This window comes from Nocardioides albus (assembly GCF_014648255.1).
Classification (GTDB): domain Bacteria; phylum Actinomycetota; class Actinomycetes; order Propionibacteriales; family Nocardioidaceae; genus Nocardioides; species Nocardioides albus.
Genome location: NZ_BMQT01000002.1, coordinates 335,928 through 362,743, shown reverse-complemented (window position 1 = coordinate 362,743; position 26,816 = coordinate 335,928). Strand labels below are relative to the sequence as shown.

General features: G+C 68.9%; 27 protein-coding genes. 8 read left to right on the top strand and 19 right to left on the bottom strand.

What is annotated here, in order from left to right:
• Positions 1-27 precede the first annotated feature (27 nt).
• On the bottom strand, positions 28-660 hold the full coding sequence (locus tag IEY84_RS05005; protein WP_183544976.1) for a hypothetical protein: 633 nt from the start codon (positions 658-660) through the stop codon (positions 28-30).
• Between the two features lie 105 nt (positions 661-765).
• Between IEY84_RS05005 and ilvD the strand changes: the two genes are divergently transcribed.
• Together ilvD and IEY84_RS04995 are read left to right on the top strand one after the other, a co-directional pair.
• Positions 766-2,460 carry a dihydroxy-acid dehydratase gene (gene ilvD / locus IEY84_RS05000; RefSeq protein ID WP_183544978.1) on the top strand — a complete coding sequence of 565 codons (1,695 nt, stop codon included), beginning with the start codon at positions 766-768 and terminating at the stop codon, positions 2,458-2,460.
• 184 nt (positions 2,461-2,644) lie between these two features.
• On the top strand, positions 2,645-3,082 hold the full coding sequence (locus IEY84_RS04995; RefSeq protein WP_229788355.1) for an NUDIX hydrolase: 438 nt from the start codon (positions 2,645-2,647) through the stop codon (positions 3,080-3,082).
• Positions 3,083-3,124: 42 nt separating this feature from the next.
• Here the strand turns inward: IEY84_RS04995 and IEY84_RS04990 are convergent, their stop codons facing one another.
• The 3 genes from IEY84_RS04990 to IEY84_RS04980 are packed head-to-tail and all read right to left on the bottom strand — an operon-like array spanning position 3,125 to position 4,425.
• On the bottom strand, positions 3,125-3,529 hold the full coding sequence (locus tag IEY84_RS04990) for a RidA family protein (RefSeq protein ID WP_183544982.1): 405 nt from the start codon (positions 3,527-3,529) through the stop codon (positions 3,125-3,127).
• A gap of 52 nt (positions 3,530-3,581) precedes the next feature.
• Entirely contained in the window at positions 3,582-3,959 is a 378-nt protein-coding gene (locus IEY84_RS04985; protein WP_183544988.1) for a nitroreductase family deazaflavin-dependent oxidoreductase, read from the bottom strand.
• Between the two features lies 1 nt (position 3,960).
• A complete protein-coding gene (locus IEY84_RS04980) occupies positions 3,961-4,425 on the bottom strand; it encodes a nitroreductase family deazaflavin-dependent oxidoreductase (RefSeq protein WP_183544994.1) in 465 nt (154 codons plus the stop codon).
• A 129-nt stretch (positions 4,426-4,554) separates the two neighbouring features.
• On the opposite strand from IEY84_RS04980, the gene IEY84_RS04975 reads away from it, so the two are divergent.
• Together IEY84_RS04975 and IEY84_RS04970 are read left to right on the top strand one after the other, a co-directional pair.
• Complete coding sequence (locus tag IEY84_RS04975) at positions 4,555-5,889, top strand: HNH endonuclease signature motif containing protein (protein ID WP_183544996.1); 1,335 nt, start codon at positions 4,555-4,557, stop codon at positions 5,887-5,889.
• Positions 5,890-5,908: 19 nt separating this feature from the next.
• On the top strand, positions 5,909-6,292 hold the full coding sequence (locus IEY84_RS04970) for an MmcQ/YjbR family DNA-binding protein (RefSeq protein ID WP_183544999.1): 384 nt from the start codon (positions 5,909-5,911) through the stop codon (positions 6,290-6,292).
• A 41-nt stretch (positions 6,293-6,333) separates the two neighbouring features.
• Here IEY84_RS04970 and IEY84_RS04965 read toward each other — a convergent pair whose 3' ends face one another.
• On the bottom strand, positions 6,334-6,759 hold the full coding sequence (locus IEY84_RS04965) for an MmcQ/YjbR family DNA-binding protein (RefSeq protein ID WP_229788353.1): 426 nt from the start codon (positions 6,757-6,759) through the stop codon (positions 6,334-6,336).
• A gap of 109 nt (positions 6,760-6,868) precedes the next feature.
• Here IEY84_RS04965 and IEY84_RS04960 point away from each other — a divergent pair, with 109 nt between their 5' ends.
• Positions 6,869-7,348, top strand: a complete 480-nt coding sequence (locus IEY84_RS04960; RefSeq protein WP_183545001.1) for a GNAT family N-acetyltransferase — start codon at positions 6,869-6,871, stop codon at positions 7,346-7,348.
• A gap of 177 nt (positions 7,349-7,525) precedes the next feature.
• On the top strand, positions 7,526-8,026 hold the full coding sequence (locus IEY84_RS04955) for a hypothetical protein (RefSeq protein WP_183545003.1): 501 nt from the start codon (positions 7,526-7,528) through the stop codon (positions 8,024-8,026).
• A 122-nt stretch (positions 8,027-8,148) separates the two neighbouring features.
• Here IEY84_RS04955 and IEY84_RS04950 read toward each other — a convergent pair whose 3' ends face one another.
• Genes IEY84_RS04950 through IEY84_RS04940 form a run of 3 tightly spaced genes read right to left on the bottom strand, consistent with a single transcriptional unit; the run spans position 8,149 to position 12,816 of the window.
• Positions 8,149-10,995, bottom strand: a complete 2,847-nt coding sequence (locus tag IEY84_RS04950) for a metallophosphoesterase (protein WP_183545005.1) — start codon at positions 10,993-10,995, stop codon at positions 8,149-8,151.
• A complete protein-coding gene (locus IEY84_RS04945) occupies positions 10,979-11,668 on the bottom strand; it encodes a response regulator (RefSeq protein ID WP_268244434.1) in 690 nt (229 codons plus the stop codon). The genes IEY84_RS04950 and IEY84_RS04945 overlap by 17 nt, the downstream gene beginning before the upstream one ends.
• Positions 11,665-12,816 carry a sensor histidine kinase gene (locus IEY84_RS04940; protein ID WP_183545009.1) on the bottom strand — a complete coding sequence of 384 codons (1,152 nt, stop codon included), beginning with the start codon at positions 12,814-12,816 and terminating at the stop codon, positions 11,665-11,667. Before IEY84_RS04940 ends, IEY84_RS04945 begins: the two co-directional genes overlap by 4 nt.
• 132 nt (positions 12,817-12,948) lie before the next feature.
• Here IEY84_RS04940 and IEY84_RS04935 point away from each other — a divergent pair, with 132 nt between their 5' ends.
• Entirely contained in the window at positions 12,949-15,084 is a 2,136-nt protein-coding gene (locus IEY84_RS04935; RefSeq protein WP_183545011.1) for an MMPL family transporter, read from the top strand.
• Between the two features lie 39 nt (positions 15,085-15,123).
• On the opposite strand, the gene IEY84_RS04930 is transcribed toward IEY84_RS04935, so the two are convergent.
• Together IEY84_RS04930 and IEY84_RS04925 are read right to left on the bottom strand one after the other, a co-directional pair.
• Entirely contained in the window at positions 15,124-16,497 is a 1,374-nt protein-coding gene (locus IEY84_RS04930; protein WP_183545013.1) for an NAD(P)/FAD-dependent oxidoreductase, read from the bottom strand.
• A gap of 73 nt (positions 16,498-16,570) precedes the next feature.
• Complete coding sequence (locus IEY84_RS04925; RefSeq protein WP_183545015.1) at positions 16,571-16,999, bottom strand: DUF309 domain-containing protein; 429 nt, start codon at positions 16,997-16,999, stop codon at positions 16,571-16,573.
• 82 nt (positions 17,000-17,081) lie between these two features.
• Between IEY84_RS04925 and IEY84_RS04920 the strand changes: the two genes are divergently transcribed.
• Positions 17,082-17,627 carry a YciI family protein gene (locus tag IEY84_RS04920; protein ID WP_183545017.1) on the top strand — a complete coding sequence of 182 codons (546 nt, stop codon included), beginning with the start codon at positions 17,082-17,084 and terminating at the stop codon, positions 17,625-17,627.
• A gap of 61 nt (positions 17,628-17,688) precedes the next feature.
• Here the strand turns inward: IEY84_RS04920 and IEY84_RS04915 are convergent, their stop codons facing one another.
• From IEY84_RS04915 to IEY84_RS04875, 9 genes are all read right to left on the bottom strand, one after another.
• Entirely contained in the window at positions 17,689-17,892 is a 204-nt protein-coding gene (locus IEY84_RS04915; RefSeq protein WP_045547499.1) for a cold-shock protein, read from the bottom strand.
• A gap of 217 nt (positions 17,893-18,109) precedes the next feature.
• Positions 18,110-19,618: a sodium/proline symporter PutP gene (gene putP, locus IEY84_RS04910; RefSeq protein WP_183545019.1), complete on the bottom strand. Its 1,509-nt coding sequence runs from the start codon at positions 19,616-19,618 to the stop codon at positions 18,110-18,112.
• Between the two features lie 126 nt (positions 19,619-19,744).
• Positions 19,745-20,419: a GntR family transcriptional regulator gene (locus tag IEY84_RS04905; RefSeq protein WP_183545021.1), complete on the bottom strand. Its 675-nt coding sequence runs from the start codon at positions 20,417-20,419 to the stop codon at positions 19,745-19,747.
• 24 nt (positions 20,420-20,443) lie between these two features.
• Positions 20,444-21,916: an NAD(P)/FAD-dependent oxidoreductase gene (locus IEY84_RS04900; protein ID WP_183545023.1), complete on the bottom strand. Its 1,473-nt coding sequence runs from the start codon at positions 21,914-21,916 to the stop codon at positions 20,444-20,446.
• Positions 21,909-22,184, bottom strand: a complete 276-nt coding sequence (locus tag IEY84_RS04895; RefSeq protein WP_183545025.1) for a (2Fe-2S)-binding protein — start codon at positions 22,182-22,184, stop codon at positions 21,909-21,911. Before IEY84_RS04895 ends, IEY84_RS04900 begins: the two co-directional genes overlap by 8 nt.
• The gene (locus tag IEY84_RS04890) at positions 22,181-23,344 is read right to left on the bottom strand and encodes an NAD(P)/FAD-dependent oxidoreductase (RefSeq protein WP_229788350.1); all 1,164 of its coding nucleotides are present in this window, start codon (positions 23,342-23,344) and stop codon (positions 22,181-22,183) included. The genes IEY84_RS04895 and IEY84_RS04890 overlap by 4 nt, the downstream gene beginning before the upstream one ends.
• A complete protein-coding gene (locus tag IEY84_RS04885) occupies positions 23,341-24,342 on the bottom strand; it encodes a proline racemase family protein (RefSeq protein WP_183545027.1) in 1,002 nt (333 codons plus the stop codon). Before IEY84_RS04885 ends, IEY84_RS04890 begins: the two co-directional genes overlap by 4 nt.
• Positions 24,339-25,802, bottom strand: a complete 1,464-nt coding sequence (locus IEY84_RS04880) for an aldehyde dehydrogenase (NADP(+)) (protein WP_183545029.1) — start codon at positions 25,800-25,802, stop codon at positions 24,339-24,341. The genes IEY84_RS04885 and IEY84_RS04880 overlap by 4 nt, the downstream gene beginning before the upstream one ends.
• 81 nt (positions 25,803-25,883) lie before the next feature.
• Complete coding sequence (locus tag IEY84_RS04875) at positions 25,884-26,783, bottom strand: dihydrodipicolinate synthase family protein (protein WP_183545031.1); 900 nt, start codon at positions 26,781-26,783, stop codon at positions 25,884-25,886.
• Positions 26,784-26,816 lie beyond the last annotated feature (33 nt).

Sequence of the window (26,816 nt, the reverse complement as noted above, 5' to 3'; positions counted from 1 at the left end):
GCCAGGTTCGGACAACCCTCCCCAGGCTCATTCGCCGCGTATGTTCGCAGCAAGCTCCTCAGCGATCGCGAGGATTTCCGAGCGCTCCTCTTTCGGAAACGCGTGCAACGTCGTCGTCGGCATCCATTCATCGCCCACCGGAAGCAGCCGCGCCGCGACGTAGTCACCGCGACGAAGCCCGCTCTCGTCCCATCGCCCGTAGCGCGGGAAGACCGATGCGTACGCCTTCCCAGTGCCGAGCTCGACGAGTGATCCCGAGGGTCCGTCGGAGTGCGTGACCTCGAAGAACCGCATCCCCGTCTGGCTCTCGACCCATCTGTCAAGCAGGTCGCGGGCCTGGTCCGGAAGGTTTCGCTGGAACTTCAGATACCGCTGAGCCAGGGACATCTTCGGCTTCTCCGCCTGAAACAGCATAGAGTCCACCGCCAGCCAGAAGGCGTCCTCCTCCAAGTCGCCAGAGAGACCGGCTCCAAACACCTCCCCAACGGGTCCCATACACGCCTCGATCTCTTCCTCGAGTCGGCTGGCGAACCCTGGCGTCTCCGCGTACGAGGTCAGATGCTCGCCGTACAAGGTGCGGGCGTGGTCACGCTGCGTCTCCCGCAGACGCGCTCGGGCTTGCACCAACTCGTCGGAAGTCGGCGTCTCGCTCTCGCTCACTGAGCTCATCCTCTCCACGGACCCTGTGGGTCCAGATCTCCGACTCCAAACCTCGCGCGGTTGCGCTCATGCCCAAGGGCATCACACCCGGTTAGCCTCGTACCTGTGAACCCTCTCAGCCCCGACACCCCTGACATCAAACCCAGGTCGCGCGCAGTCACCGATGGCCTGGAGGCCACCGCTGCCCGAGGCATGTTGCGGGCCGTCGGCCTCGGCGACGACGACTTCGCGAAACCGCAGATCGGCGTCGCGTCGTCGTGGAACGAGATCACCCCGTGCAACCTGTCCCTCGACCGGCTCGCGAAGGCGGTGAAGAACGGCGTGCACGCGGCCGGCGGTTATCCGCTGGAGTTCGGCACCATCTCGGTCTCCGACGGGATCTCGATGGGCCACGAGGGCATGCACTTCTCGCTGGTCTCCCGCGAGATCATCGCCGACTCGGTCGAGACCGTGATGAGCGCCGAGCGGCTCGACGGCTCCGTGCTGCTCGCCGGCTGTGACAAGTCGCTGCCCGGCATGTTGATGGCCGCTGCCCGGCTCGATCTCGCCTCGGTCTTCCTCTACGCCGGCTCGACCATGCCCGGGCAGGTCGACGGCCGCGACGTCACGATCATCGACGCCTTCGAAGCGGTCGGGGCCTGTATCGCCGGGAAGATGAGTCGCGATGAGGTCACCCGCATCGAGAAGGCGATCTGTCCTGGCGAGGGCGCCTGCGGGGGTATGTACACCGCCAACACGATGGCTGCTGTCGCCGAGGCGCTCGGCATGTCATTGCCCGGCTCGGCCGCGCCTCCCGCAGTCGACCGACGCCGCGACGGCTTCGCCCACCGCTCGGGCGAAGCGGTGGTCGGGCTGCTGCGGAAGGGCATCACCGCGCGCCAGATCATGACCAAGGAGGCCTTCGAGAACGCCATCGCCGTCGTGATGGCGCTCGGTGGTTCCACCAACGCCGTGCTGCACCTGTTGGCCATCGCCAACGAGGCTGAGGTCGACCTGACCCTTGACGACTTCACCCGGATCGGAGAGAAGGTCCCGCACCTCGCCGACCTCAAGCCCTACGGCAAGTACGTCATGAACGACGTCGACAAGATCGGCGGGATCCCGGTCGTGATGAAGGCGCTCCTGGACGCGGGACTGCTCCACGGCGACTGCCTCACGGTGACCGGGAAGACCATGGCGGAGAACCTCGCGGAGCTGAGCCCGCCCGCGCTCGACGACGACGTGATCCATTCCTTCGAGCGGCCGATCCACCGCACCGGTGGTCTCACCATCCTGAAGGGCTCGCTCGCCCCTGAGGGTGCAGTCGTCAAGACAGCTGGCTTCGACGACACCGTCTTCCGCGGCACTGCCCGTGTCTTCGACGGGGAGCGGGCCGCGATGGACGCCCTCGAAGCGGGGCTCATCGTCGCGGGCGACGTCGTGGTCATTCGGAACGAGGGCCCGAAGGGCGGCCCGGGCATGCGGGAGATGCTTGCCATCACCGGAGCCATCAAGGGCGCTGGTCTCGGGAAGGATGTCCTGTTGATCACCGACGGCCGGTTCTCAGGAGGAACCACGGGTCTCTGCGTCGGCCACATCGCCCCAGAAGCCGTCGACGCCGGCCCGATCGCCTTCGTCCGCGACGGCGACCCCATCGTCCTCGACGTCGTCAACCGCACCCTCGAGGTCGGGGTGGACGCCGAGGAGCTGGAGCGGAGGAAGGTCGGCTGGGAGCCGCTCCCCCCGAGGTACGCGCGCGGCGTGCTCGGCAAGTATCGGCGTACGGTCCAGTCGGCCGCGGTCGGCGCCGTCACGAGCTAGGTGGCTGCCCGACCGGCGTGGCGTTGCTTCTCTGCACTTGACCCCGGCAAATTCGGCTACTCTCGTCGCCGTGGGATCTCGGCCGACATTCGATGCTTCTGTACGTCCGCCACGCCCTCGCTCCCCTGAGGTGAGCAGCACGGGCCGACGAGTCGACTGGCACAACGATCCCTCGGCTCCCGCGGTGAACAGCATCCGGCCCAGCGCCGCCGCATTCGTCCTCGACGACCCTGGCAGGATCCTGCTGATCCGCCGCACCGACACCGGCAACTGGACGATGCCGGGCGGCGCGATGGAGCCCGGTGAGTCGCTGACGGCCTGCGCAGTCCGCGAGACGTACGAGGAGACCGGCATCACCATCGAGGTGACCGGCCTGGTCGGCATCTGGACCGACCCGCGCCACCGCATCGAGAACACCACCAACGGCGAGGTACGTCAGGAGTGCTCCATCATCTACGCCGCCCGCTATCTCGCCGGCGAGCCCGCTCCGTCGGCCGAGAACACCCACGCCGAATGGCTGTATCCCGAGGTCGTCCCCAGCCTCCAGATGGACCGCAGCCAGCGCGTACGGATCGACTGGGCGCTCAACCGCAGCTTCCCCCACCTCGACCCCAACCCCTGACCGCCGCGACTTTCCACCGGGTGGTGAGGAACCTGACGGTCGTCAGTCGGAAACCGCAGCAATGGCCTCGATCTCGACCAGTTGATCCTCATAGCCCAGCACTGTCACACCCATCAGCGTGCTGGGCACGTCATGATCCCCGAACGCGTCCTTCACGATCTCCCACACCGCGACGAGATCCGACCGCTGCGAAGACGCCACCAGGACCCGGGTGTTCACCACGTCCTCCAGCGTTGCGCCCACTTCCCTGAGAGCCTCGCGCAGAGTCTCGATGCACTTCGCAGCCTGGCCCGCGTAGTCACCCACGGCCGCGGTCGTCCCGTCCTTCTCGAGAGGGCACGCTCCCGCCAGGAAGACCAGGCGCACGCCACTATCCACGACCGACGCGTACGCATAGGGTGCGGCACTGAGCTCGGCGGATCGAACGAGACAGATTGCAGGAATCACCTGGCGATCCTCTCACCTGCGCTTCAGCAACGTGACCTGGTTTGCTACAGGATCAGGACGTACGCAACAGCCTGAACTCGTGCCGCTGCAGAACCTGCAACACCAGCTTGGCCGGATACCCGAAAGCGTCCCGACCGGCCTCGGACGGATAGGGCTCGATCGCGGAGACCTGGTGCCACTGCCCGTCGACCAGCACCTCACACCCTCCGGCCGCGACGATGTTGCGATACCAGTTGACGTCCTCGCCGTACGTCAGCTCCGCGATGAACCCCTCCGGAATCCGCGCGACGATGATCGGCGTCTCGTACGTCTTCCCCGACTTCCGGCCCACGTGACGAACGAGCGAGAACGGCCCGTGGCCTGAGCGAGCCGCCCGGGTCGTGACCCGGTTGAGCGTGTTCTTCAGCAACCACAGCCACTTGCGACGCATGTCAGTCTCCTAGGAGCTTCAGGTTCACCATCGGCAGTCCATCGACCTCGTGACCGACCGCCGCCTCGATCGCACCGCGCAGCCGCTGCCAAGCCTTCGGGTGCGCCTGCTGATAGCGACCCAGCGCGGCGGCGGACTCCTCCTCGGAGAGGAATCGTGCCCGGGCTGCGACGTTGGTGCGCGTCCCGATGCTGACGCGACACGACGGCTCGGCCCGGAGGTTCTGATACCACTGCGCCCCGGTGCCGAACCCGCTCACCACCACGATATCGTCCGCGCTCGGCCGCTCGACGACCTCGAGGCAGACATACCGCGGAACTCCTGACCGTCGACCGGTGTGCTCGAGCATCAACACCCGGGATCCGAGGAGCCACCCGACCCGGTGCCGATAGAGCCAGATCGGCGCGCGGACCACCGCCCGGGTCCGGAGCAGCCTAGATGCGACGGAATCGATCGTGGACGTCATCGCACCGACCTTACCTGCGTACGCGTGGCGCATCCCCGCCAAACCAACCTCAAAAATGGCGTCTATATGCCATTTGACCAGGGTCAATACAGGTCATTCTTGTCGGTGCCGACTGGTAAAATGTCGGCTATGGAAGCGCTCCTCGACCCGGACGACACCACCAGCGATCTGCTGGCTGCGGTGCGTACGTCGCGGGCGGTCGCGGAGCAGGCTGAACGGGATGTGTTGATCGCCGCCGCACGGTTCGCAGCGCTGCATTCTGTCGACTCTCCCCAAGAAGTAGCAGGACTGGACGGAGACGTGTTCGGCGACCGAATGCTGCCCCTGGCGGGCCCCGGAGCCCCCTTGATCTCCGAGGCGGCAGCGGTCGAGTTCTCCGCGGTCCTGGGTCGCTCGACGCATGCAGGGAAGAAGTTCCTGGGCGATGCGGTCGAGCTGCGCTACCGGCTCAAGCACGTCTGGGCCCGGATCCTCGACGGGTCACTCCTGGCCTGGCGGGCCCGTCGGATCGCCGACCTCACCCGACGCCTCGATCGTGAGGTCGTGACCTGGGTGGACAAGCAGATCGGGCCGTACGCCCACACGATGGGGCCGGTCCAGCTGGAGCGCGCCATCACCCAGGCCGCTGCGCTGTTCGAACCCGATGTCGCTGCTGCCGTCGCCGAGTCCGAAGGCGTCGAGCACCGCTCCGTCACGATCACCACCCACGAGGCCACCCCGTTCGTCGGCACCGGTGCCGAGCAAGGCCAAGCCGTGCTGGCGCTGGGCTATCTGGACGGCGTTCTCGACGCGGCCGACGCCCTGGACCTGGAGCAGGCGGTTGCCTCGATCGCGCACGGCCTCCTCGACGAGGATGACTACGCCCACGCCAGCCTGGACGTGCGGCGAGCCGCCGCGCTCGGGGTGCTGGGACGGGCGTACAACTCCGGTTCCTTCGACGGTGTCCCCGGCGTCACCCGAGTGGTCGAGCTCGTCATCCACACCGACACCCGCGACCTGGCCGGCACTGGCCTGGTCCGCCTCGCCAACACCCGCGGCCTGGTCACCATCGAACGCCTCGAGCAGTGGGCCACCACTCCTGGCACCATCGTGAAGCCGGTCATCGTGGTCGACCTGGCCGACAACGTCGAAGCAGCCGGGTACGTCCCGACCGCCCGGCAGCGGCGTCAAGCCGAACTGATCCATGAGAAGTGCTCCTTCCCCTACTGCCAAGCCCGCGCCGAACATTGCGACCTCGACCACCGAGCCCCCTACGCCGCCGGCGGCAAGACCAGCAGCCACAACCTGACTCCCCTCTGCCGACAGCACCACCGGATGAAGACGCATCACGGGTGGCGCTACCACCGGATCCGTGCAGGCACCTACAGGTGGTGCAGCCCCCACGGCTACGAGTACGTCGTCACCCCGACCGGCACAATCGACATCAGCGAAGACCTCGGCCCACCGCTCACACTTGCCGCCTGACGGAGACTAGCCTCCAAGAATGGCAACGCTCCAAGACGTCGCTCGGGTCATCGATGAGCTCCCCGAGGTCACCGAGGGCGAGCGCTACGGGAACCCGACCTGGTCGGTACGCGGCAAGAGCATCGCCTGGCTGCGCCCGTTCAGCAAAGCCGACCTAAAACGCTTCGACGACCAGACCCCGCCCGCGCCGCCGATCCTCGCGGTCAACACCGCTGACCTGCACGAGAAGGAAGGCGTCCTCGCCGCCGGCATCGACGGCGTCTTCTCCATCGAGCACTTCAACAACTACCCCGCCGTGCTCATCGAGCTCAGCGTCATCGCCCCGGGCGACCTCCGCGACCTACTGGTCGACGCCTGGCTTGCCGCCGCCCCAGCTGAGCTGGTCGAGGCGTTCGACGGCTGAGGCGCTGCGTCGAACAACGACCGACTGTTCTCAGCCTCTGTTTAGTCCGGTAGGTATTCCCTGAGCCAGGCCGCTCTTCGGCGAGCTGACGCGCGCGAGAGCCAAGCCTCCTGCACGACCTCGGCGAGCTCGTCATAGCTGATCTCCCCGAGCCGGCTCGCTCGGACCAGAACCGACAGGTGACCGTCGAAATGCGGAGTGGTGAAGAACGGCGAGGACTCGTCCTGCACCATCGCCAGCTTGTCACCCTCGCCAGGCACCCAGAAGACGATGACGTCGTCGTAACGCTGCCCGGTGTCCGGGTCGAACGCGTCAGGACGCGGGTTCCGGAAGAAGACGAACGACTTTCCACCCACCTGATAGATGGGCCTGCTCTGGGTCCCCGCGTTGACGCGGACGTGAGGCATGCCAAGGGCAAGCTCGTGCACGTCCTCGACCCGCGCCGGCCGGCCGCCTGTTCTCCCCACACAGTCAGATTAGGTGTCACAGTCTTACGCCGGTAGGCGCGTCCTTCGGTGTCGAGACGGTCTCGAAAACTGGTGGCAATACCGACGGGGTTGCTGTCCACTCGGTGTCATGAACGTCGAGGTATGCACCATCACCGCTGATGACTGGTCGCTCTTACGCAACGTCAGCCTGCGGGCGCTGGCCGACTCACCCGACGCCTTCAGAAGAACACTCGCCGAGACCCAGGGACTCACGGAGGACTTCTGGCGGCAGCGGGCCGAGGGGCCAGGACTGATCCTGCTGGTGCTGGAAGACGGCCGAGGAGTGGCGATGGGTGGCATCTTCACTCCCCCGGACAGCGCCGTCACCGATGTCTGGGGCATGTGGACGGCGCCCGAGGCACGCGGCCGTGGGTACGCCGCCGGGCTCCTCACCGATCTGGTGAGCTGGTGCCGCGACCGCGACCTCGACGTACGTCTGCACGTGACCGAGGGCAACCACGTCGCGCGCCGGCTCTATGTCGTCCACGGCTTCGAGCCGACCGGCGTGTGGGAGCCGCTACGGGAGGGATCAGAGCTGCGGGTCGAGGAGCTACAGCTGGTGAAGTGACTACGGTGACGCGCAGGACGAGGCGTCTCCGAGCGTGCCTGCACCCCGAACGCCGGATCGGCTCGCCGCCACCGGTCCGATCGGGAGCTACCGATGTGGGCGAAGTGAGGCCACCAACCTCGTCGCTGCGGCATGATGGCAGGCATCACCTCGCGAGGTGGCCATGGAAGGGGAACCATGAACCAGGCAGTGCTCAATTCGATGAGCGAGGCAGAGCAGCAGCTCCTCGCCGAGACCTCGAAGCAGGCGTTGGTCGATCTCGACGAGGAAGAGCTGCTCGCCCTGCACGCCAGGATCCGTGAGACGCGGGCGAAGTACGTGACGATCTATCGACGCAACGCGCGAGGCCATGTGGTCAAGCGTGGTGGACGCGGGTTCAGCTATCCCAAGAACCAGCGCGACCGCGCCAAGGCCGAGGTCTTCGAAACAGCCCTCGCGTCAGTGAGCAAGGCGGTCGCGAAGCAGGCGTCTGAGGCCGCGGCGGAGCTGAAGGCATCACGCCTCGAGGCCGCCAAGCCGAAGGGTTCAGGTCCGGCCATGACGACCGCGGCAGCTGAGGTGCCGGAGCCGACCAAGGCACGGCGGGCCACGGCAAAGAAGACGACCGGCGGGGTCAAGAAGGATGCGGCCAGCAGCGCGGCGGGACGCAAGCGACAGGCGAAGCGCGACGCTCGCTGAGCTCGCAGCACCCGCCCGAGGAGAGCCTCCTCCTCGTCGGCCGGGATCCTCCGAGAGCCGATCCGCGCCTCGGGCCGGCTATGCAGATGAATCCATGTCAGCGTGACTCGCGCCGAGAGCGATCAGTCACGCCTGGCGGCCGCAGCCGTGAGACCGATCCTCGCCACCTCTTCGATCTCGACCGGCTGGTCGCCACGGACGCGGTGGATCTTCACCACGACCTCGGTCGGTGAGGTCTCGAACTCGAGGAAGTGCTTGAAGAACGGCGGCTCGTCGAGGGAGTAGATCTCGGAGACGAACTTCTGGATGGGCCCGAAGGGCGGGTTCAGGCCGGGGAAGGCGATCTGTGCGCGACGTCTGGTTCGCCGGCCGACGACGTCGACCACGGCGGGTTGGGCACCCATCCGATCGTGCTCGGCGTCGATGATGGCCGTCGCGGCTGCCTGGCTGATGAAGTCGTAGGGCGTCGGGCCGCCCGGGCGGTAGCGGGGACTCACCCACGCCTTGGGGTCGGCGATCAGCGAGTAGGCGCCGAGGAACACCAGGTGGGCGAGGAGGACGGCAGCGGCGATCGCGACTGCGGTGAAGAGGGCCGCGGCGACCGCCATGGCCGGCCACCACGTGCTGAGCTCGTTCGCGAGTTGGGCGGGCCCCGAGAAGCCCGGTACGTCGTGCAGGCCCGGGACCGCCGCCCCCAGCAGGAGCACCCCGACGGCGAGGATGGCGACGATCAGCAGCGGCATGTAGAGGCGCTGGTGCTCCCGTCGGAGCCAGTCGACGACCAGCATGGCGACTGCGGTCACCACGATGAGCGCCGGCAGAGCGAAGGCTGCCCGCATCCACGCTGAGTCGACAGCGTCGGCGATCCGCCACCAGAGCGTCAGCGTCACCGGCGGTGCGAGGAACACGAGGGGCTGAGCCAGCCAGCGCCGCCAGCGGAGCCACGCCTGCGCCCTGCGTACGGGGTCGTGGCGCAGGTGGCGGGTGAGGAGGTCCGGGGCCAGCAGCGCCGCGAGCACCACCAGCGCGATCGCCGCCCACGGCAGCAGTCCGAGCAGGCCGCTGGCGAAGAGCAAGGTCAACCCTTCGCCGCTCAGCACCCGCAGCATCTCGCCCGACACGACGGCCGCTTGAGCGAGCAGGGCCCACACGACCGAGCGTTTGAGCCAGCGTTCGGCGCTGTCGCCGTGGACGTCGTCGACGATCCGTCTCCGCCACCCGGCGATCGCTACGACGACGTAGATACCGACCGCGACGACCAGCCACCAGGACACCGTACGTGCGTCTTGGCCGACGTCGGACAAGCCCCAGGGCACCAGTGCCAGGGCCGCGAGCGCGGCCAGTACGCACGCAAACGCGACGTGATACCACCCGGGCACCCGTTCGACAGGGCTCCACCATCTCGACCAGCGCATGCACCAGGCGTTGAGGCAGATCCACAGGGTGCTCGACCCGAACAGCACGAGCAGCTCCCCTGCCGCGTCAGGCAGGTAATCGTGCAGAAACAGCGTCGCCAGCACCCCCGCGACCAGCGCTTCGAGGCGCAGGAGCAGGTGGCGTACGAAATGACTGCGACCGGGACGCTGCGGCACCTGGTGCAGCAGCATCAGCACGATCATCGCGGCGATGGCCGCGCCGCCGGCACCGCTCCACCCCGTCTCGGCGAGCCACCGGCCCAGGACCACTCCCCCGCCGAACAGCACGACGGTCAGCAACAGCCGCCAGACGCTGGGAACCAGCTGCTGGGCGAAGTACGCCAGGGACTCGGCCGATCGCGGGAAGAGCCGGGTCGGTCGAAAGCGCGCATCGGTCCGCGCGTCCGAGGTGGCCGCCCGGATGGGATGGGTGGCGTGCGTGTACGCGCCGCCACCGCCGCTGACGATGTGCCACAGGCCGTCGCGGGAGCTGTCCGGGCTGCTCGGGTCGTACAGCTGGAAGTTGTGGGTGTCACCGCCCACCGTCGCGACATAGCGGCGCCGTCTGTGGGCCACGACGTCGTAGACGGTCTCGCCGGGTCGTCCGGACACCTCACCCTTCCGGCGCTCACCGTTGACGAGCAGCGGCTTGCCGGTCATCAGGATCTTCGGCTTCTCGCCGCCGAGCGAGCTCAACCAGTCGTACTGCGGGCCGTCGATGGCCCCGTCGATGCCGGTGTCGATGCACACCAGGTCCACGTGCTCGGTCTCGATCACGAAGTACGGCGCCTGCTGCAGCGGGGCTTCTGGTGCCGGCTCGCCGTCCGGGGCTGGTTCGCCCCACCGCGCCGGCGCTGCTCTGCCGGCGGGTTCGCTGGGCGTGCGCCACATGATGCGGCCGAAACGATCCCGGATCCAGCACCATCGCCCCAACGTGTCGTCGAACGACGGTGCCAGGAGATGGCTGGGCCAGGTCGGCGGTGCGTCCGCCGCGTACAGGAACTGGTGGGCGAAGCCGTAGAGGCCGTCGTACCAGTCGTGGTTGCCTGGCATCGCGTAGACCGGGACGTTCTCGGGAAGCGAGAACTTGTCGCGCACGTCGAGAGGCGCCTCGAGGTCCGGCACCCGGTTCGAGCGGTATGGCTTGTAGAACCCGTCCACGTAGTCGTTGACGTTGCCGGAGGGGTAGATCACGTCGCTCAGGACGAGTACGAACCCGGCACGCTCCCGCTCCGAGCTCTCGCGCGCGGCTCGCGCCAGGGCGGGCGCGACGACGTACTGGGAGGGGTCCTGCTCACCGGTGTCGCCGATGACGAGGAATCTCGAGACCCCGAAGGCAGGGATCGTCAGGGGCGCGTCCTTCTTCGTCCAGTGCGCACGCAGGTTCTCCACGAGCCCCTGCGCACCGCGTCCCAGGACGTCGTTGACCGACTCGATGAGGGTGCGGGCGGCGACCCAGGAGAGGCTGTTCCACTTGGTCGGGTCGCTCTGCAGGTAGGCCCGCGTGTGACTCCAGTCCGCGCTCCCGGTCTCGGAGTCATCGCCCTGAGCCATCGCCATCCCCCTTCACGCGCTTGGTCTCGTAGGCCCACATCGCGACCTCGACGCGGTTGCGGGCGCCGAGCTTGTTCATCAGCGCGGCGACATGGCTCTTCACCGTGCTCAGGGTGATGTTCAGCTCCTCGGCGATCTCTGCATTGGTACGTCCGCGCGCGACCGTGAGCAGGACCTCCTCCTCGCGCTCGGTGAGCGGCTCGATCGGCTGGGCCGGCGGGGTGGCTCGCTCCAGGCCGGCCAGCGTGGCGAGCAGGCGGCGGGTGATGTTGGGCGAGATGAGCGCGTCGCCGTTCGCGGCTGCATGGATCGCCTGGACCAGCAGCTCGGTCCCGGCATCCTTGAGCAGGAAGCCTCGCGCGCCGGCCTTGAGGGCCCCGTGGACGTACTCGTCGAGATCGAAGGTGGTGATGACCACGATGGCGAGGGGGTCCTCGACGCCGGGGCCGGCGAGCCGGCGGGTGGCCTCGACGCCGTCGATCCCGGGCATCCGGATGTCGAAGAGGCAGACGTCGGGACGCAGCTCACGCGCCATCGCCACCGCCTGATGACCATCGATCGCCTCGCCGACGACCTCGATCCCGGGCTGCGCGTTGAGGATCATCGTCAGGCCGGTTCGCACCAGGAGCTGGTCGTCGGCGACGACCACCCGGATGGTCCCCTGGCTGGTCACCACGACACCTCGCGCGGCAGGGTCGCCTCGACGGTCCAGCCACCGGCCGGGTCCGGCCCGGCCTGGCACACGCCGCCGAGGAGCTTGGCCCGCTCAGCCATCCCGAGCAGGCCGTAGCCCACGTTGGTCGAGAGGCGGGCGGCTTCTCCATCGTCGTGCACACGCAGCTCTACGACGTCCGCCTCGCCCCGGACCTCCACGGTGACCCTCGTGGGGTAGAGGGCGTGCCGGATCGCGTTGGTGACCGACTCCTGACAGATTCGGTACACCGATACCTCGACCGGCTGCGGCAGGTCGGCGAGATCGCCCACGCACTGCACCTGCACCAGGGGGCTCATCCGGGCCAGCTCGTCCAGGTCGCCGATGCCCCGCTGCGGTCCGTATTCAGCTGGCACAGCGTCGGCCGCGTCGTCGCCGTCGCGGAGCACACGGACCATCGTGCGCATCTCGGACAACGTACGCGACGCCTCGGCCTCGATCACGGCCAGCGCCTCGACCGCCAGAGCCGGGTCGGTGGCCGCCACCGCCCGCCCCGCCTGGGCCTGGATCGCGATGGCGGAGACGTGGTGGGCGACGGTGTCGTGCAGCTCGCGGGCGAGCTCACCGCGCTCGAGCGTACGAACCTGCTGGACCTCGCGCTGGCGCGCAACCGCGCGGTAGCGCATCGCCGCCCCGAGGGCGAACGACGCGATCACCACGGTGGCGCCGCCGATCAGGTCCCCGACGTTCTCGGTCGCGGCGAGTCCCAGAGTCACCGGGACCGCGACGATCGCCGTACCGATCAGAGCCTCGCGTCCTGATGCCCAGCGATACAAGGAGTAAGGCAACAGCAGGACGCACGCCATGGTGTTGAGCCCCACCTCGTCGACGCCGTCGAGGATCGTCGGGATCTGCAGCACCATCGCGCCGCCGCCGAAGCCGACCGCTGTCGCCAGGAGTGGATGAGTACGCCGAAAGAGCAGGACCGGGATCACCAGGAACGCGACCACGGTGGCCAAGGGGCGCCACGGTACGTCGGACCGGAAGATCGCCTCGCCCGCGGCCGTGACCAGCAGGGCGCCGACCAGGGCCCAGTCCCACCACATCCGCGCCGGCGGGTCCGGAGCACGGGGCTCGGCGAGAACTGAGCGGACGAAGGCGGTCACCACCTCTCGACCCTAGCGAGCCGACGGCCTCCTCGTACGGGGCACAAGCACGATGCTCACCTCGTACTTTCGGCCAAGGAGCTCCCCACTCCTTGGCCCGATGTGGATCGTTCGTCGCCGGGCCACGGTGGAGTCATGTCCAACTTCCTCTACCGGCTCGGCCGGTCAGCCGCGTCCCGTCCCTGGACCGCCATCGGTGCCTGGGTCGTTCTCGCGCTCGTCGTCATCGCCTCCTCCGCCGCGTTCGGGCGCGAGCTCGAGGAGAGCTTCGAGGCCCCCGGCCTCGACTCCTACCAAGCCGCGGAGCTGCTCTCCGAGGCCCAAGCCGACGAGGGCGGGGTCAGCGCCCACGTCGTGCTCGAAGCGCCCGACGCCACGACACAGGTGGCACCCATCGAGGCGGCCCTCGCGGAGCTCCCGCACGTGCTGGGTACGACGAGCAGCGTCTCGCCGGACGGTGACATCGCGCTCGTACGGGTGCAGTACCCGGCGGTCGAGGAGCTCGAGGCCTCCGACCTGGACAACCTCAAGGACGCCGTCGCCGACCTGCGTGAGGAGTCGTCGCTGACGCTGGAGACCGGCGGCGACCTGTTCTTCGCGTTCGAGGAGGCCCCCACCGGGCTCGGCGAGGTGGCGGGGATCCTCGTCGCGATGATCGTCCTGCTGATCGCCTTCGGCTCCTTCGTCGCGATGGGGCTGCCGATCGGGATGGCGCTGTTCGGCCTGGTCATCGGGATCACCTCGATGAAGCTGGTGACGTACCTGATCGACATCCCGGCGTGGGCTCCTGAGCTCGCGGCCATGGTCGGGCTCGGCGTCGGCATCGACTATGCGCTCTTCCTGGTCACCCGGCACCGCGAGAACCTGGCTGCGGGGATGCCCGTCCCCGAAGCGGTCGGCCGAGCCCTGGCAACCGCAGGACAGGCCGTGATCTTCGCCGGCGGCACGGTCGTGGTGGCGATCCTCGGGTTGCTCGTCGCGGGGATCCCGTTCGTGACCGGTGGTGGGGTCGCCATCTCCGCGATGGTGCTCGTGATGGTGCTCGCCTCGGTCACCTTGCTGCCGGCACTGCTCGGGCTGGCGGGCCAGCGACTCAAAGGCCAGTGGATCAACGGACGCCGGCGACGGGATGGGGCTCACCGACCCAGCACCGGCTGGTACCGGTGGGGTGCTCACGTGACCCGCAACGCGACGGCGTACCTTGTCGGCGGAGCGGTCTTCATGATCGCCCTGGCCGCACCTGTTCTCGCGCTCAATCTGGGCTTCCCGGACGACGGGACCAAGCCCGAGTCGAGGACCGAACGCCGTGCGTACGACCTGATCGCCGAGGGTTTCGGGCCCGGGGCCAACGGGCCGCTGGTGATCGCGGTCGACATCTCGCAGGACAAGTCCGTCGTGGCGCCGCTGGCCGAGGCGGTGGCCGCCGACCCGGGCATCACCGCGGTCGGCGAACCGATCATCGATCTTTCCGCAGGAGTGGCCACGCTGGTGGCGCAGCCGACCACGTCGCCCCAGGACGTCGCCACCCAGGAGACCGTCACGAGGCTGCGCAGCGAGGTCTTCCCGACGGTCCTCGACGGCAGCTCGGCGACCGCCCATGTCGGCGGTCAGACAGCGACCTTCGCCGACCTCGGTGACCGGGTGCAGGAGCGGATGCCGCGCTTCGTGGCGGCCGTACTGCTGCTGTCGTTCCTCCTGCTCGCCGTGCTGTTCCGGTCGGTGCTGGTGCCGCTGAAGGCAGTCGTGCTGAACCTGCTGAGCGTCGGTGCGGCGTACGGCGTGCTCGTCATGGTCTTCCAGTGGGGCTGGGCGGCCGGCCTGATCGGCGTGGAGTCGACGGTGCCGATCGTGTCGTTCATCCCGCTGTTCATGTTCGCGATCCTGTTCGGGCTCTCCATGGACTACGAGGTGTTCCTGCTGTCGCGCGTGCGCGAGCAGTACCGCCGCCACGGCGACAACACCCGCGCCGTCATCGAAGGGATCGCCGGCACCGGCCGCACCATCACCGCAGCCGCACTGATCATGGTCGCGGTCTTCTCCGGCTTCGTCCTCGGCAGCGACCCGGTGGTGAAGATGATGGGCGTCGGCCTGGCCACCGCCATCTTCCTCGACGCCACCGTCGTACGGCTGATCCTGGTCCCCGCCACCATGAAGCTCCTGGGCGACGCGAACTGGTGGCTGCCGAGGTGGCTGGACCGGTTGCTTCCGGAGCTGGACTCGGCGTCGGTGGAGAAGCCGGCTGAGATGGAGCTCCCCCAGATCGGCGTATAGCGACACGCCAAGTCCGGCCGCCGCCCGATGGTCGCGGGCTCAGATCGTTGCGGCCAGCTGGGCCAGCTGGGTGAGAGCGGGTATGGTGTGCCGCGCCAGGCGTTCGCGCGCGTCGTCGAGGGCTGCGGATCCGGGATAACCGGGCGGCACCCGAGCCGGGTTGAGGGCTACCCCTTCCGACCACGCCTTGATGTCCGGCTCGGACGAGAAGGACATGGCTGCCTGGGTGCCCAGGACGTTCATCATCGCCCAGGTCGCCATCGTGTCGGGGAACGGGCTCGGCGGGCAGAGCCTGTTCTTCTCGGCGTCTACGTCGCGGGTGGCCTCGACATAGCCGGTGACCGCGGCGCCGAAGCAGGGGAAGCCGGCCCGGATCGGCTGCAGCGTGATCGCCTCGGGGCGCCAGACCGGGAGCAGAGGCGGATACTTCAGGCCGTCGGCCGCGCAGTGCACGACCAGAGCGTCGGCGGCGACCGCGAGCGATCCGTCGGCGAAGATGAGGCTGCCGCGGTCGACGTGTCGGAGGTGGCCGCGGCGTACCACGTTCTCGAGAGTACGCAGCTGCTCGAGCTCCCACGTCGCCAGCGTCGGCGCCTTGGCCATCGTCGGCATGACAGCGCGGTCGATGCGGAGCATGATGCCCGCGTCCTCGAGCCGGAGGAACAGGTCCTCGAGCGACGTCGACCTCTCGGCGAGCTGCATCGTGTCGGCGGCCATGCCGAGGAAGATCGCGGGATCCGGCTGGACGAGGGCCCGGTTGATCATCCACGGGTCCCGGGGCCGCACCCAGCAGATCGCGTCAGGGTCGACGCCACGCGAGAGCAGCCAGATGCACGCGTCGGTCGCGGTCTTGCCGGATCCGACGACGACGTACTGGCTCGGCGTCGCCTCGAGCCGTGCGAGATCGTTGACCGTCAGCACCCGGGCACCCTCGCCGACGCCGAACGGCGGCGGCTTCTCGGCGGGAATGCTGGGGGCCAGGTAGCGGGCGTCGACGATCCGAGCCCCGGGCATCTCGAGACGCTCCCCCGAGATGTGCGAGACCACGGCGCTGTCGCCGACGTACTCGCAGTTCGGGAAGAACTGGACCTTGCCCGACTCCACCATCCCGTCGAGGACCCGGGCGTAGTAGGCGCAGATCTCAGCCTGGTTCGCCCGCTCCTGAAGACCTTCCTCGGGTCCGCGCTGCTGCAGGTGCCCGCCGCCGAGCAGGGTCGAGGCTACGCCGTAGAAGGCGGAGGCCTGATGCAGCCGGACGAAGGGATACGCCTCGAGCCAGTGTCCGCTGCCACCGTGGCGCCGATCGACCATCGCCACCCGCACGTCGGCATGCTCGATCAGAGCGTCTGTGAACGCCATCCCCATGGCGCCGGCACCCACCACCAGATAGTCGACATCGACCGTGCGGCTCATGGATCCACCAAAGCACGGCGAGGACCTCCGCGGTCAACAGCCCGTGGGGTCTATGCCGCAGAAGGGGTAGTGCTCAGGCGCCGAGCAGCCGATCCCGGCAGCACGCGATGAGCGCACCGAGGTCGAGACCGTACGTCGGGCCAGCACCCCGCTCGTACCTCTCGAGCCGACCCGCCGCGCGCTCGATGAGCCGGGACGCGCCGACCGTGTTGCCGCGCTCGTGGTGGGTCAGGCCGACACACAGCTGAGCGAGGCCCTGCCACAGCTCGCGCTCCTCCTCCGGGCACGACTTCCACCGGACCTCGAGAGCCTCGTGGGCCGCGAAGGGGCGCCCGTCGTCCAGCAGCCGGCGGGCGTAGGCCAGGGTCTCGTCGGGAGGGAGCGGCTCCTCGGAGATGGGCTCGACGCCGGCCGCGCCGTACGGCAGAGGACGGCCGAGCGCGTCACGCGGCCGAGCCTGTTGCGCCCGTCCTTGTTCGTTTCGATCGCGATCGGTCACCATGTCAGCCCTCCTGGCCGCCCAGCCTACGGACCCGTTGAGATAACCGATTGCGCGGGACGGCGGGGCGGGTGAGTCTCAGCCCATGGAGTTCTTCTGCTACCACCGCGACCGCCCAGGTTCGACGCCGCTGCGCACAGAGATGGTCGAGGAGCATTGGACCTACATGGACCGGTTCGCGGCGACGATGATCGCCCGCGGACCGACGTTCACCAGCGACGAGACGCTGACCGGGAGCGTGCACATCCTCGACCTTCCGGACGCGGCTGCGGCTCGTGCCTTCGCCTTCGAGGAGCCCGGCTACCAGGCAGGGGCCTATCGGGATGTGCTGCTGCGCCGCTGGCAGAACACGCTCGGCCGCACCATGTGGGAGTTCGGCGAGGGCCGGCCCGACGCCGATCGCTACCTCGTCCTCGGGTTTGCGGAACCGGCGACCGACCCGGTCGACCTGCCGCACGGCGACGAGCTGATCGCCTGCGGACCGCTCCTGTCCGACGACGGCGCCGTGGTCGTCGGGGCGGCCGTGCTGCTCGAGGCGGCCTCTGCAGACGCCGCGCTGCAGGTCCTCTCCCCCGGTCGGTTCAGCGCGATCGAGGTCCATCAGTGGGAGCCCGGCGGGCGGCGTACGTGATCATGCCCCACAAATGCACGAAGGCCCCGACTGCCGAAGCAGTCGGGGCCTTCGCGTTAAATCAGGAAACGCGGACGTTCTCGGCCTGCGGGCCCTTGGGGCCGGCGGTGACGTCGAACTCGACCTTCTGGTTCTCGTCGAGCGACTTGTAACCGTTGGTCTGGATAGCGGAGAAGTGAACGAACACGTCCTCGCCGCCACCGTCCTGCGCGATGAAGCCGAAGCCCTTGTCAGCGTTGAACCACTTGACGGTGCCCTGAGCCATGATCTTTTCCTTTGTTCGGTGCAAGAGGCACTGTGCCCCGAGCCGCTGAAGACATCCATCTGTGCTGATTGTCCAGCGAACCGAAAACCAGATAAAAGATACAAGCCGCGACGTGGTGTGCGGCAAGGACGGCTTACAGAGCCGTCCCTTCAACAAGATCAACAGTACGCCATCGGGCCCGGGATCGTGGTTTCTACGAGATCCCGGGCCTGTCGGATCAGACCTGCGCCGGCTTTTCGCGCGGTCCGTCGGCGTCGAGCAGCCGGATCGCCTCGTCGAACTCGGCCTCGATCGCCGGGTTCTCCCGGTACGTCAGCAAGCTGACACCCACTGCGACGATCATGTTGAGGACGAAGCCCGGCACGATCTCGTACATCTGCGAGCTGAGCGCGTCGATGTTTCCCCACACGACGACCGTCACCGCGCCGACGACCAGACCGGCCAGCGCGCCGGCCGCGGTGAGCTTCCGCCACCACAGCGCCAGCAGGATGATCGGGCCGAAGGAGCCACCGAAGCCCGCCCACGCGTAACCGACCAGGTCGAGGACGGTGCCCCTCTGCGGCCAGGCGAGGACCGCGGCCACGACGGCGATCCCGAGCACGGCAAGCCGGCCGAACATGACCAGCTGACGGTCGGAGGCGTCGTTCTTGAAGACGGCCTTGTAGAGGTCCTCGACCAGAGCCGAGGAGGTCACCAGGAGCTGGGAGGAGATCGTGCTCATGATCGCCGCGAGCACGGCGGCCAGCATGATGCCCGCGATGAGCGGGTGGAAGAGGATCTGACCCAGGGCGATGAAGACCGCCTCCGGGTCCGTGAGCGTCGCGTCGGGGTTCTGCTGGTAGTAGGCGATGCCCACCAAGGCGGTGCCGACCGCACCGAAGAGGCTCAGCAGCATCCAACCGATGCCGATACGTCGCGCGGAGGCGGCCTCACCTGCCGAACGCAGGGCCATGAACCGGACGATGATGTGCGGTTGACCGAAGTAGCCCAGCCCCCACGCCAGCGCCGAGACGACACCGAGGAACGTCGCCCCCTCGACCATGCTCAGCCGCGACGGGTCGACGGCACGGATGCTGTCCAGAGTCTCGGCGGGTCCGCCGGTCGCGAAGACACCGACGACCGGCACCAGGATCAGGGCGAGCAGCATGATCGTGCCTTGCACGAAGTCGGTGTAGGAGACCGCGAGGAAGCCACCGAAGAGCGTGTACGCCACGACGACAGCGGTCACCACGAGCATGCCGGTGTGGAAGTCGGTGTTGAACGAGCTCTCGAAGAAGACGCCGCCGGCGACGATGCCCGAGGACACGTAGAAGGTGAAGAACACCAGGATGACTGCCCCGGAGGCCATCCGCAGCAGACGCGAGGAGTCCTTGAGCCGGTTCTCCAGGAAGCTGGGCACGGTGATCGAGTCACCCGAGACCTCGGTGTACGTCCGCAGCCGCGGCGCCACGATCTTCCAGTTGAGCCAGGCACCGACGGTCAGACCGACAGCGATCCAGCCCTCCATCAGCCCGGTCGCATAGATCGCGCCGGGAAGGCCCATGAGCAACCACCCGGACATGTCCGAGGCACCCGCGCTCAACGCGCTCACCATCGGGCCGAGATCACGGCCGCCCAGCATGTAGTCGTCGAGATTCGAGGTGCGCCGGTATGCCCAGGCGCCGATGCCCAGCATGGCGACCATGTAGGCCACCAGCGTGAGCATTTGGTACGACAGGTCTGACATCAAAACTCCAAGATCTGGGGGATTTCCGCCGCAGAACCTAACCCGTAGACCGCGTTTGACTGTGATCGGCGCCGCATGACCGCGCTATGTCGCGCGTGGGGCCGCTTGACACCGGCGCGGTCGGGGTCAGGACCCTTCGGGTCGCGCCCAGCGGCCGCGGGTCTGACTGATGTGTGCCCGCATCAGCCGTTCGACCGCGTCTGGGTCGTTCGCCTCGATCGCGTCCAGGATGAGGTCGTGCTCCCTGGCTGACTCCTCGAGCTCGCCACCATCCAGGGAGGACAGGCCGTAGAGGCGGGTGTGCGCCCGAAGGTCGGCGATCAGGGCACTGACGCGTGCGTTCCCCACGTAGTCCAGGAGCTGGAGATGGAAGGCATGGTCGGCATCGGTGTAGGCCACCAGATCGCCGGCGAGCGCACCGTCCACGATCGCGCGCGCCAGGTCCCGCAGCTTCGGCATGTCCTCGGCCGGGATCTCCGCGGTGACCTTGGCAGCCAGCGGAGGTTCGATCAGCATCCGCAGCTCGGTGATGTCGTCCAGGTCCGCTTCGTCCATCGTGGTGATGCGGTAACCCTTGTTGGGCACCGTCGTCACCAGGTTCTCCCGCACCAGATCGAGCATCGCTTCACGCACCGGAGTCGCCGAGACACCGAACTTTGCCCCGAGCGCCGGAGCGGAGTAGACCTCCCCGGGTTCGAGCTCGCCGGACACGATCGCCGCGCGGAGCGCCCGCGAGACGCGTTCGCGCAGGCTGACCTTCTCGAGCTGCTGCAGATTCTTGATGTGCACCGACACTGTCATCTCCTGGTTCCGGACAGGGAGATCCTATGCGTCATTGTCATGTGACGTGGCACTGTCGCTCTCGGTCGGCGTGGTTGCGAGCGTCTCCAGGGACACGGGCGCTGCGAACGTACGCTTGGCGAGCGGAGCGAGGTCCGATGCGGTCAGCGCTTCGCCGACCGGTATGGCCAGCTTCGCCGCAGCGAAACCGCAGACCCGGCCCTGGCACCAGCCCATCCCCGGGCGGGCCAGCAGCTTGACCGTGCGGGCGTCGGTGGCGCCGAGCTCCTTCGTGGCGGCGCAGATCTCGCCGAGCGTCGTCTCCTCGCATCGGCAGACGGTGGTGTCCGGCTCGAGCCAGTCCTGCCAGCCGGCGGGCACCGGGTGGGCGCGATGCATCGTCGCCGCGAACCGACGGCCGCGGGCGATCTGCCGTTGCAGGCTTCGCGCCCGTGCTTCCGAGACCGGACGGCCGGCGTCGCGGCTCGCCGCCAGGGCGGCGAGCTCCCCTTCGGCGACCGCGAGGAGCGCGCCGCCGACCCCGGTCGCCTCGCCCGCGACGTACGCGCCGGGAACATCGGTCCGCTGCCAGTCGTCGACGTCGGCGATCAGCGACTCGTCCACGTCCACCCGGGTCGATGCGCCGACGGCCGTGACCAGCTCCAGGGACGGGGTGAAGCCCCAGCCGAAGGCGACCAGGTCGACGTCGAGGTCCGGGAGGCTGACATCGGTGCGCAGCCGACCGTTGCGATCCAGCCGACCGAGGCCGACCGAACCGACCTCGCTCTCTCCTCGGATCGCGGTGATCACCGTACGCATCCGGTAAGGGATCCGGTGGCGCGCGAGCAGCGCGGCGTACTCGACCGCCTCGAGCGCCTTCGACGGGACCCCTGCGGCACCGAGCGGGCTTCGTGCCCACCCGGAGAGCGAGCCGGCTTCGCAGATCGCGACGACATCGGCGCCCGCCTGGGCCAGACCGGCGGCGACCGGAAGCAGGAACGGCCCGGTCCCGGCGACGACCGCACGCCGCCCGGCGACGCTCCGGTGTGCCTTCAACAGCGCTTGCACACCGCCGGCGGCCATCACCCCGGGCAGCTCCCAGCCGGGGACCGGCAGCTGCCGGTCGTAGCCGCCCGGGCACAGCACCAACGAGGCCGCGCGGACCTGCGGGAGCCGGGTCTCGCCATGGGTCGCGGACAGGTGGAGCATGAAACCCTCGGCGAGGGTCTCGACGAACCACACCTGATGCCCGACGACGAGCTCGACCCGGCCGGCTGTCGCCGCACCGGACTCCAGTGCGCGCAGCCGGGTGCGCAGGTCGGTGAAGCGGGACCACAGATGCTGGCCTCGGCCCTCGTCCGGACGCGGGTGGTGCTCGTCGGGGTGGCGCCAGAACTGGCCACCGGGCTGCGTACCGGCGTCGACCAGCGCAACCGTCAGGCCGTTCTCCGCGGCGGTGACCGCGGCGCTGAGCCCGGCAGGACCCGCCCCGACGACCGCGAGATCGAACCTAGCCACGCGCGCTCACCTCCCGCAGTCCGCCGCTCTCGAGGCGCATCCCGTCGCGGACCGGCACCAGGCAGGCGCGCTGGTTGGGGCGCCCGTCGACGGTCACCAGACAGTCGAAGCAGACACCGATGCCGCAGAACAGGCCGCGCGGGCGGTCACCGCGCCGGGTGCTGCGCCAGGATCGGATCCCGGCGTCGGTGAGCGCGGCGCCGACGCTCTGGCCGGCAGCTGCGGTGATGGTGACACCGTCGAAGGTGAGGTTCACCTGGTCGGTCATGACACCTCCTGGAGGCTGAACCGCTCCGGGCGGAACGGGGTGATGTCGATCGTCGGGGTCGCCCCGGTCATCGCCTCGACCAGGAGCTTGGCGCTTCCCACCGAGAGCCCGATGCCCGCTCCCTCGTGGCCCGCGACGTGGGCCAGGCCCGGCGCGCGCGGGTCGGTGCCGATCACCGGGAGATGGTCCGGGCAGTAGGGCCGGAAGCCGAGATAGGTACGCATCAAGGAGACGGGTGCCAGGCTCGGGTAGAGCGCCAGCGCCTTGCTCGCGATCTCACGCAGCGCCGACAGCGAGACGGTCCGATCGAAGCCGACCCGCTCACGTGAGGACCCGATCAGCACGGTGCCTGACCGCGTGCCCTCGATGACGGTCGACGTCTGCAGCCCTTCGTCCGAGCTCTGGGTGCTGGCGACGTACTCACCGGCGTAGACCTTGTGGAACACGGTCGGCGGCAGCGGTTCGGTCACCAGGATGAAGCCACGTCGGGGCAGGACGGGTACGTCGACGCCGGCCAAGGCGGCCATCTCTCCCGCCCAGGTCCCGGCGGCGTTGACGACATGTCCTGCGGAGATGTCGCCGCAGTCGGTGCGAACCCCGGTGACTCGATCACCGTCGCGGAGGAACCCGGTGACCGTGGTGCCGGTGCGTACGCGCGCGCCCTGCTGGCGGGCCAGCCGGAGCAGGTGGGCGGCCATCAGCATCGGCTGGACCTGGCAGTCCTGGGGGTAGAACGCGGCGCCGGCCAGCTCCGGGGTCAGATGGGGCTCGTAGTGGTGGATCTCGTCGGCCGCGACCTCGCGCACCTCGATCCCTGCCGCACGCTGCCGCTCGGTCAGCTCCGTGAGCCCGGCCATGCCGCCGGACGTGGCGGCGACCACGAGCCCGCCCTTCTCCTCGAACTCCCACAGCCCGCCGAGCTCACCGAGCTCGCCACGCCACAGGTCATGCGAGAGCAGGGCCAGATCGAGCTCGGGGCCGGCCTCCTTGTCGGAGACCAGCAGGTTGCCCTCGCAGGCGCTGGTGGTGCCGCTGACGATCGACCCGCGCTCGACGACCTCGACCGTGAGGCCGGCACGCGTCGCGAACCAGGCGGTCGCGGCTCCGAGGGCGCCGGCGCCGATGACGACGACGTCTGGATGCGTACCGGAGATCGTCACAGCTCGAACCCGGCCGGGAACGGGTCGTCGGGGTCGAGCATGTACTGGGCCGTGCCGGTGATCCAGGCCCTGCCGGTGATCGTCGGGACGACGGCCTCGATGCCGCCCACCTCGGTCTTCTCGACCAAGCGTCCGGTGAAGGTGGTGCCGATGAACGACTCGTTGACGAAGTCGGTCTCGAGGGCGAGCTCACCGCGGGCGTGCAGCTGCGCCATCCGGGCGCTGGTGCCGGTCCCGCAGGGCGAGCGGTCGAACCATCCGGGGTGGATCGCCATCGCGTGACGCGAGTGCTGCGCCGTCGAGCCCGGTGCCTTGAGATAGACGTGGTGACAGCCCGAGATGTCGGGCCGCTCCGGATGCTGCGGTCGGTTCTGCTCGTTGATCGCGTCCATGATCGCCAGCCCGGCGTCGAGCAGCTGCCCCTTGGCCGCGCGGTCGAAGGGAAGTCCGAGCTTCTCCAGGTCGACGACGGCGTAGAAGTTGCCGCCGAACGCCATGTCGTAGCCGACGCTTCCGTACGCCGGGACCTCGACGCTCTGGTCCAGACCGAGCACGAACGACGGGACGTTCCTGATCGTCACCGACCGGGCATGCCCGTCCTCCACCGCGACGTCGGCCACCACCAGGCCCGCCGGGGTGTCGAGCCGGATCGTCGTGACCGGTTCCACCACCGGCACCATCCCGGTCTCCACCAGGACCGTCGCCGTCCCGATGGTGCCGTGGCCGCACATCGGGAGCAGTCCGCTCACCTCGATGAAGAGCACCCCGAAGTCGGCGTCGGGCCGGGTCGGTGGCTGCAGGATGCTGCCGCTCATCGATGCGTGACCGCGGGGCTCGCACATCAAGAACGTACGCAGCTCGTCGTTGTTCTCGATGAACCACTCCCGTCGCTCCGCCATCGTGGCCCCGGGGAAGACCCCGACACCGCCGGTGACGACGCGGGTCGGCATCCCCTCGGTGTGGGAGTCGACGGCGTGGATGACGCGGGTGGTTCTCATGCGGTCCCTCCTGGAATGAGCCGGCCGTCGATGCGCCGGTCGATCGGGTGGTGCGGGGTATCACGGAGCTCGTCGGGCAGCAGCGTGTCAGGGAAACCCTGCCAGGCGACCGGGCGTACGAAGCGGCCCAGTGCCGCGGTTCCCACCGAGGTGGTCCCCGGGGCGGTGGTCGCCGGGTAGGGACCTCCGTGCTGCTGGGCATGGGTCACCGAGACGCCTGTCGGCCACTGGTTCCACAGCACTCGGCCCGCCTTTCGGGCGAGCGTCGCGACCAGCTCGGGGACGATCTCGTCATCCGTCTCCCCCGCGACCGTCGCGGTGAGCTGGCCGTCGAGGGCACGGGCGACCTCGACCAGCTGCTTCTCGTCGCGGTAGGTCACCACGACCGCCGTCGGCCCGAAGCACTCGGTCAGGATGCCGTCGACGTCCTCGAGGAGGGCGTCGGCCGTGGTCGCCAGCAGGCTCGGTGACGGTGGATCGGTCGGCTCCTGGCCGCCGCCCGCGAGCGCGGTCACCCCCGGGTGCTCGAGGAGCTGGTCGAGAACCTGGCGATGACCGGCCACGATGCGGTCGTTGAGAAGCGGCGCCGCCGCCGGGAGGGCCGCAGCGCTCAGCCGCTCGACCACGGCGGAGCCGACCGGCGCCAGGAGCACACCGGGCTTGGTGCAGAACTGTCCGGCACCGAGCGTGAACGATGTCAGGAACCCGTCGGCGATCTCCTGGGGTCGCAGCGTCGCCGCTCGCTCGGTGACGAAGACCGGGTTCACGCTGCCGAGCTCGCCGTAGAACGGGATCGGCTCGGGTCGCGCCTGAGCGAGGTCGAACAGCGTACGTCCAGCGGGGATCGAGCCGGTGAAGGCGCCGGCCTTGATCTCCGGATGGGTCAGGATCGCCCGCGCGTCCGGCGCCTCCTCGACGAGGGCGAACAGTCCCTCCGGAGCACCGGCCGCCCCCAGCGCGTCAGTGACGACCTCGGCGGTCGCGATCGAGAGCTCCGGGTGCCCTCCGTGGGCCTTGACGATGACCGGACATCCGGCCGCAAGGGCAGAGGCGGTGTCGCCGCCGGCGACGCTGAACGCGAACGGGAAGTTCGAGGCGGCGAACACGATGACCGGCCCCAACGGCACCGCCGTACGCCGCAGGTCCGGGCGGGGCGCACCCATCGGCCAGTCGTCGTCGGCGTGGTCGATCCGGACGTCGAGGTGCTCCCCCGCGGCTGCGGACTCGGCGAGCAGCCGGAGCTGGAACGTGGTCCGCTTCAGCTCCCCGCGCAGCCGCGGCTCGGGTAGGTGCGTCTCGGCGATCGCGATCGGGACCAGGGTGTCGGCGGCCGCGTCGAGCGCGTCGGCGACCGCGTCCAGCACGGTGGCACGCTCCGCCGGTGCGGTCTGCGCCCAGATCTCGCCGGCGCGGACGGCATCCGCGACAAGCCGTTCACGGGCGACGTCGGTCAGTTCCATGGCTCTCGGTTCTCCTCTGCGGTCGGTGTGGTGGGTCTGCCGTCCTGACCGAGGTCGGTCAGGACGGCACACCCGCGGAGATCAGTTGAAGCCCTTGCTGATCGCGGCCTTGGTGTCCGCGGTGACGCGCTCGACGGTCTCCGGGGCGAGCGGGAGCCGCGGCGGGCGGCACGGGCCGCCACGACGGCCGGCGAGGTCCATCGACAGCTTGATCGCCTGCACGAACTCCGTCTTGGAGTCCCAGCGCAGCAGCGAGTGCAGGTCGCGGTAGATCGGCAGGGCCTTCTCGATGTCCTCGGCGCGCCCGGAGGTCGCCAGGTCGTAGAGCTCCTTGCAGGCACGCGGGAAGGCGTTCGTGTAGCCGGCGATCCATCCGACCGCGCCGGCTAGGCCGAGCTCGAGGAGGACGTCGTCGGACCCGATCAACAGGTCCAGCTCAGGTGCCAGCTCGCGGATCTCGTAGGCGCGGCGTACGTCTCCGGTGAACTCCTTGATCGCCACGATCAGGCCCTCGCCGTGGAGCTCGGCCAGCAGGTCGGGGGTGAGATCGACCTTGGTGTCGTAGGGGTTGTTGTAGGCCACGACGGGCAGGCCGACGGAGGCGGCAGCCCTGTAGTGCGCGATCACCGTCTCGCGGTCCGCGCGGTAGGCGTTCGGCGGGAGCAGCAGCACCGACTGCGCACCGGCCGAGGCGGCCTGCTCGATCCAGCGACACGTCTCCTGCGAGCCGTACGCCGCCACGCCGGGCATCACGCCGAACCCGTCCGGCGAGGCCTCGACCGCGATCTCGACGACTCGAGCACGCTCCTCGTCGGTGAGGTTGTGGTATTCACCGAGCGACCCGTTCGGGGCGACCCCGTCCATTCCGTTCTCGGCGAGCCAGCGAACGTGGTCCGCGAATCCGTCGAAGTCGACGGCCAGGTCGTCGGTCAGGGGCAGTGCGGTCGCGACGGTGATGCCGCGCCAGGGCTTGTGGGTCATGAGTTCTCCTCGTTCCGATGTCTCGCAAATGCT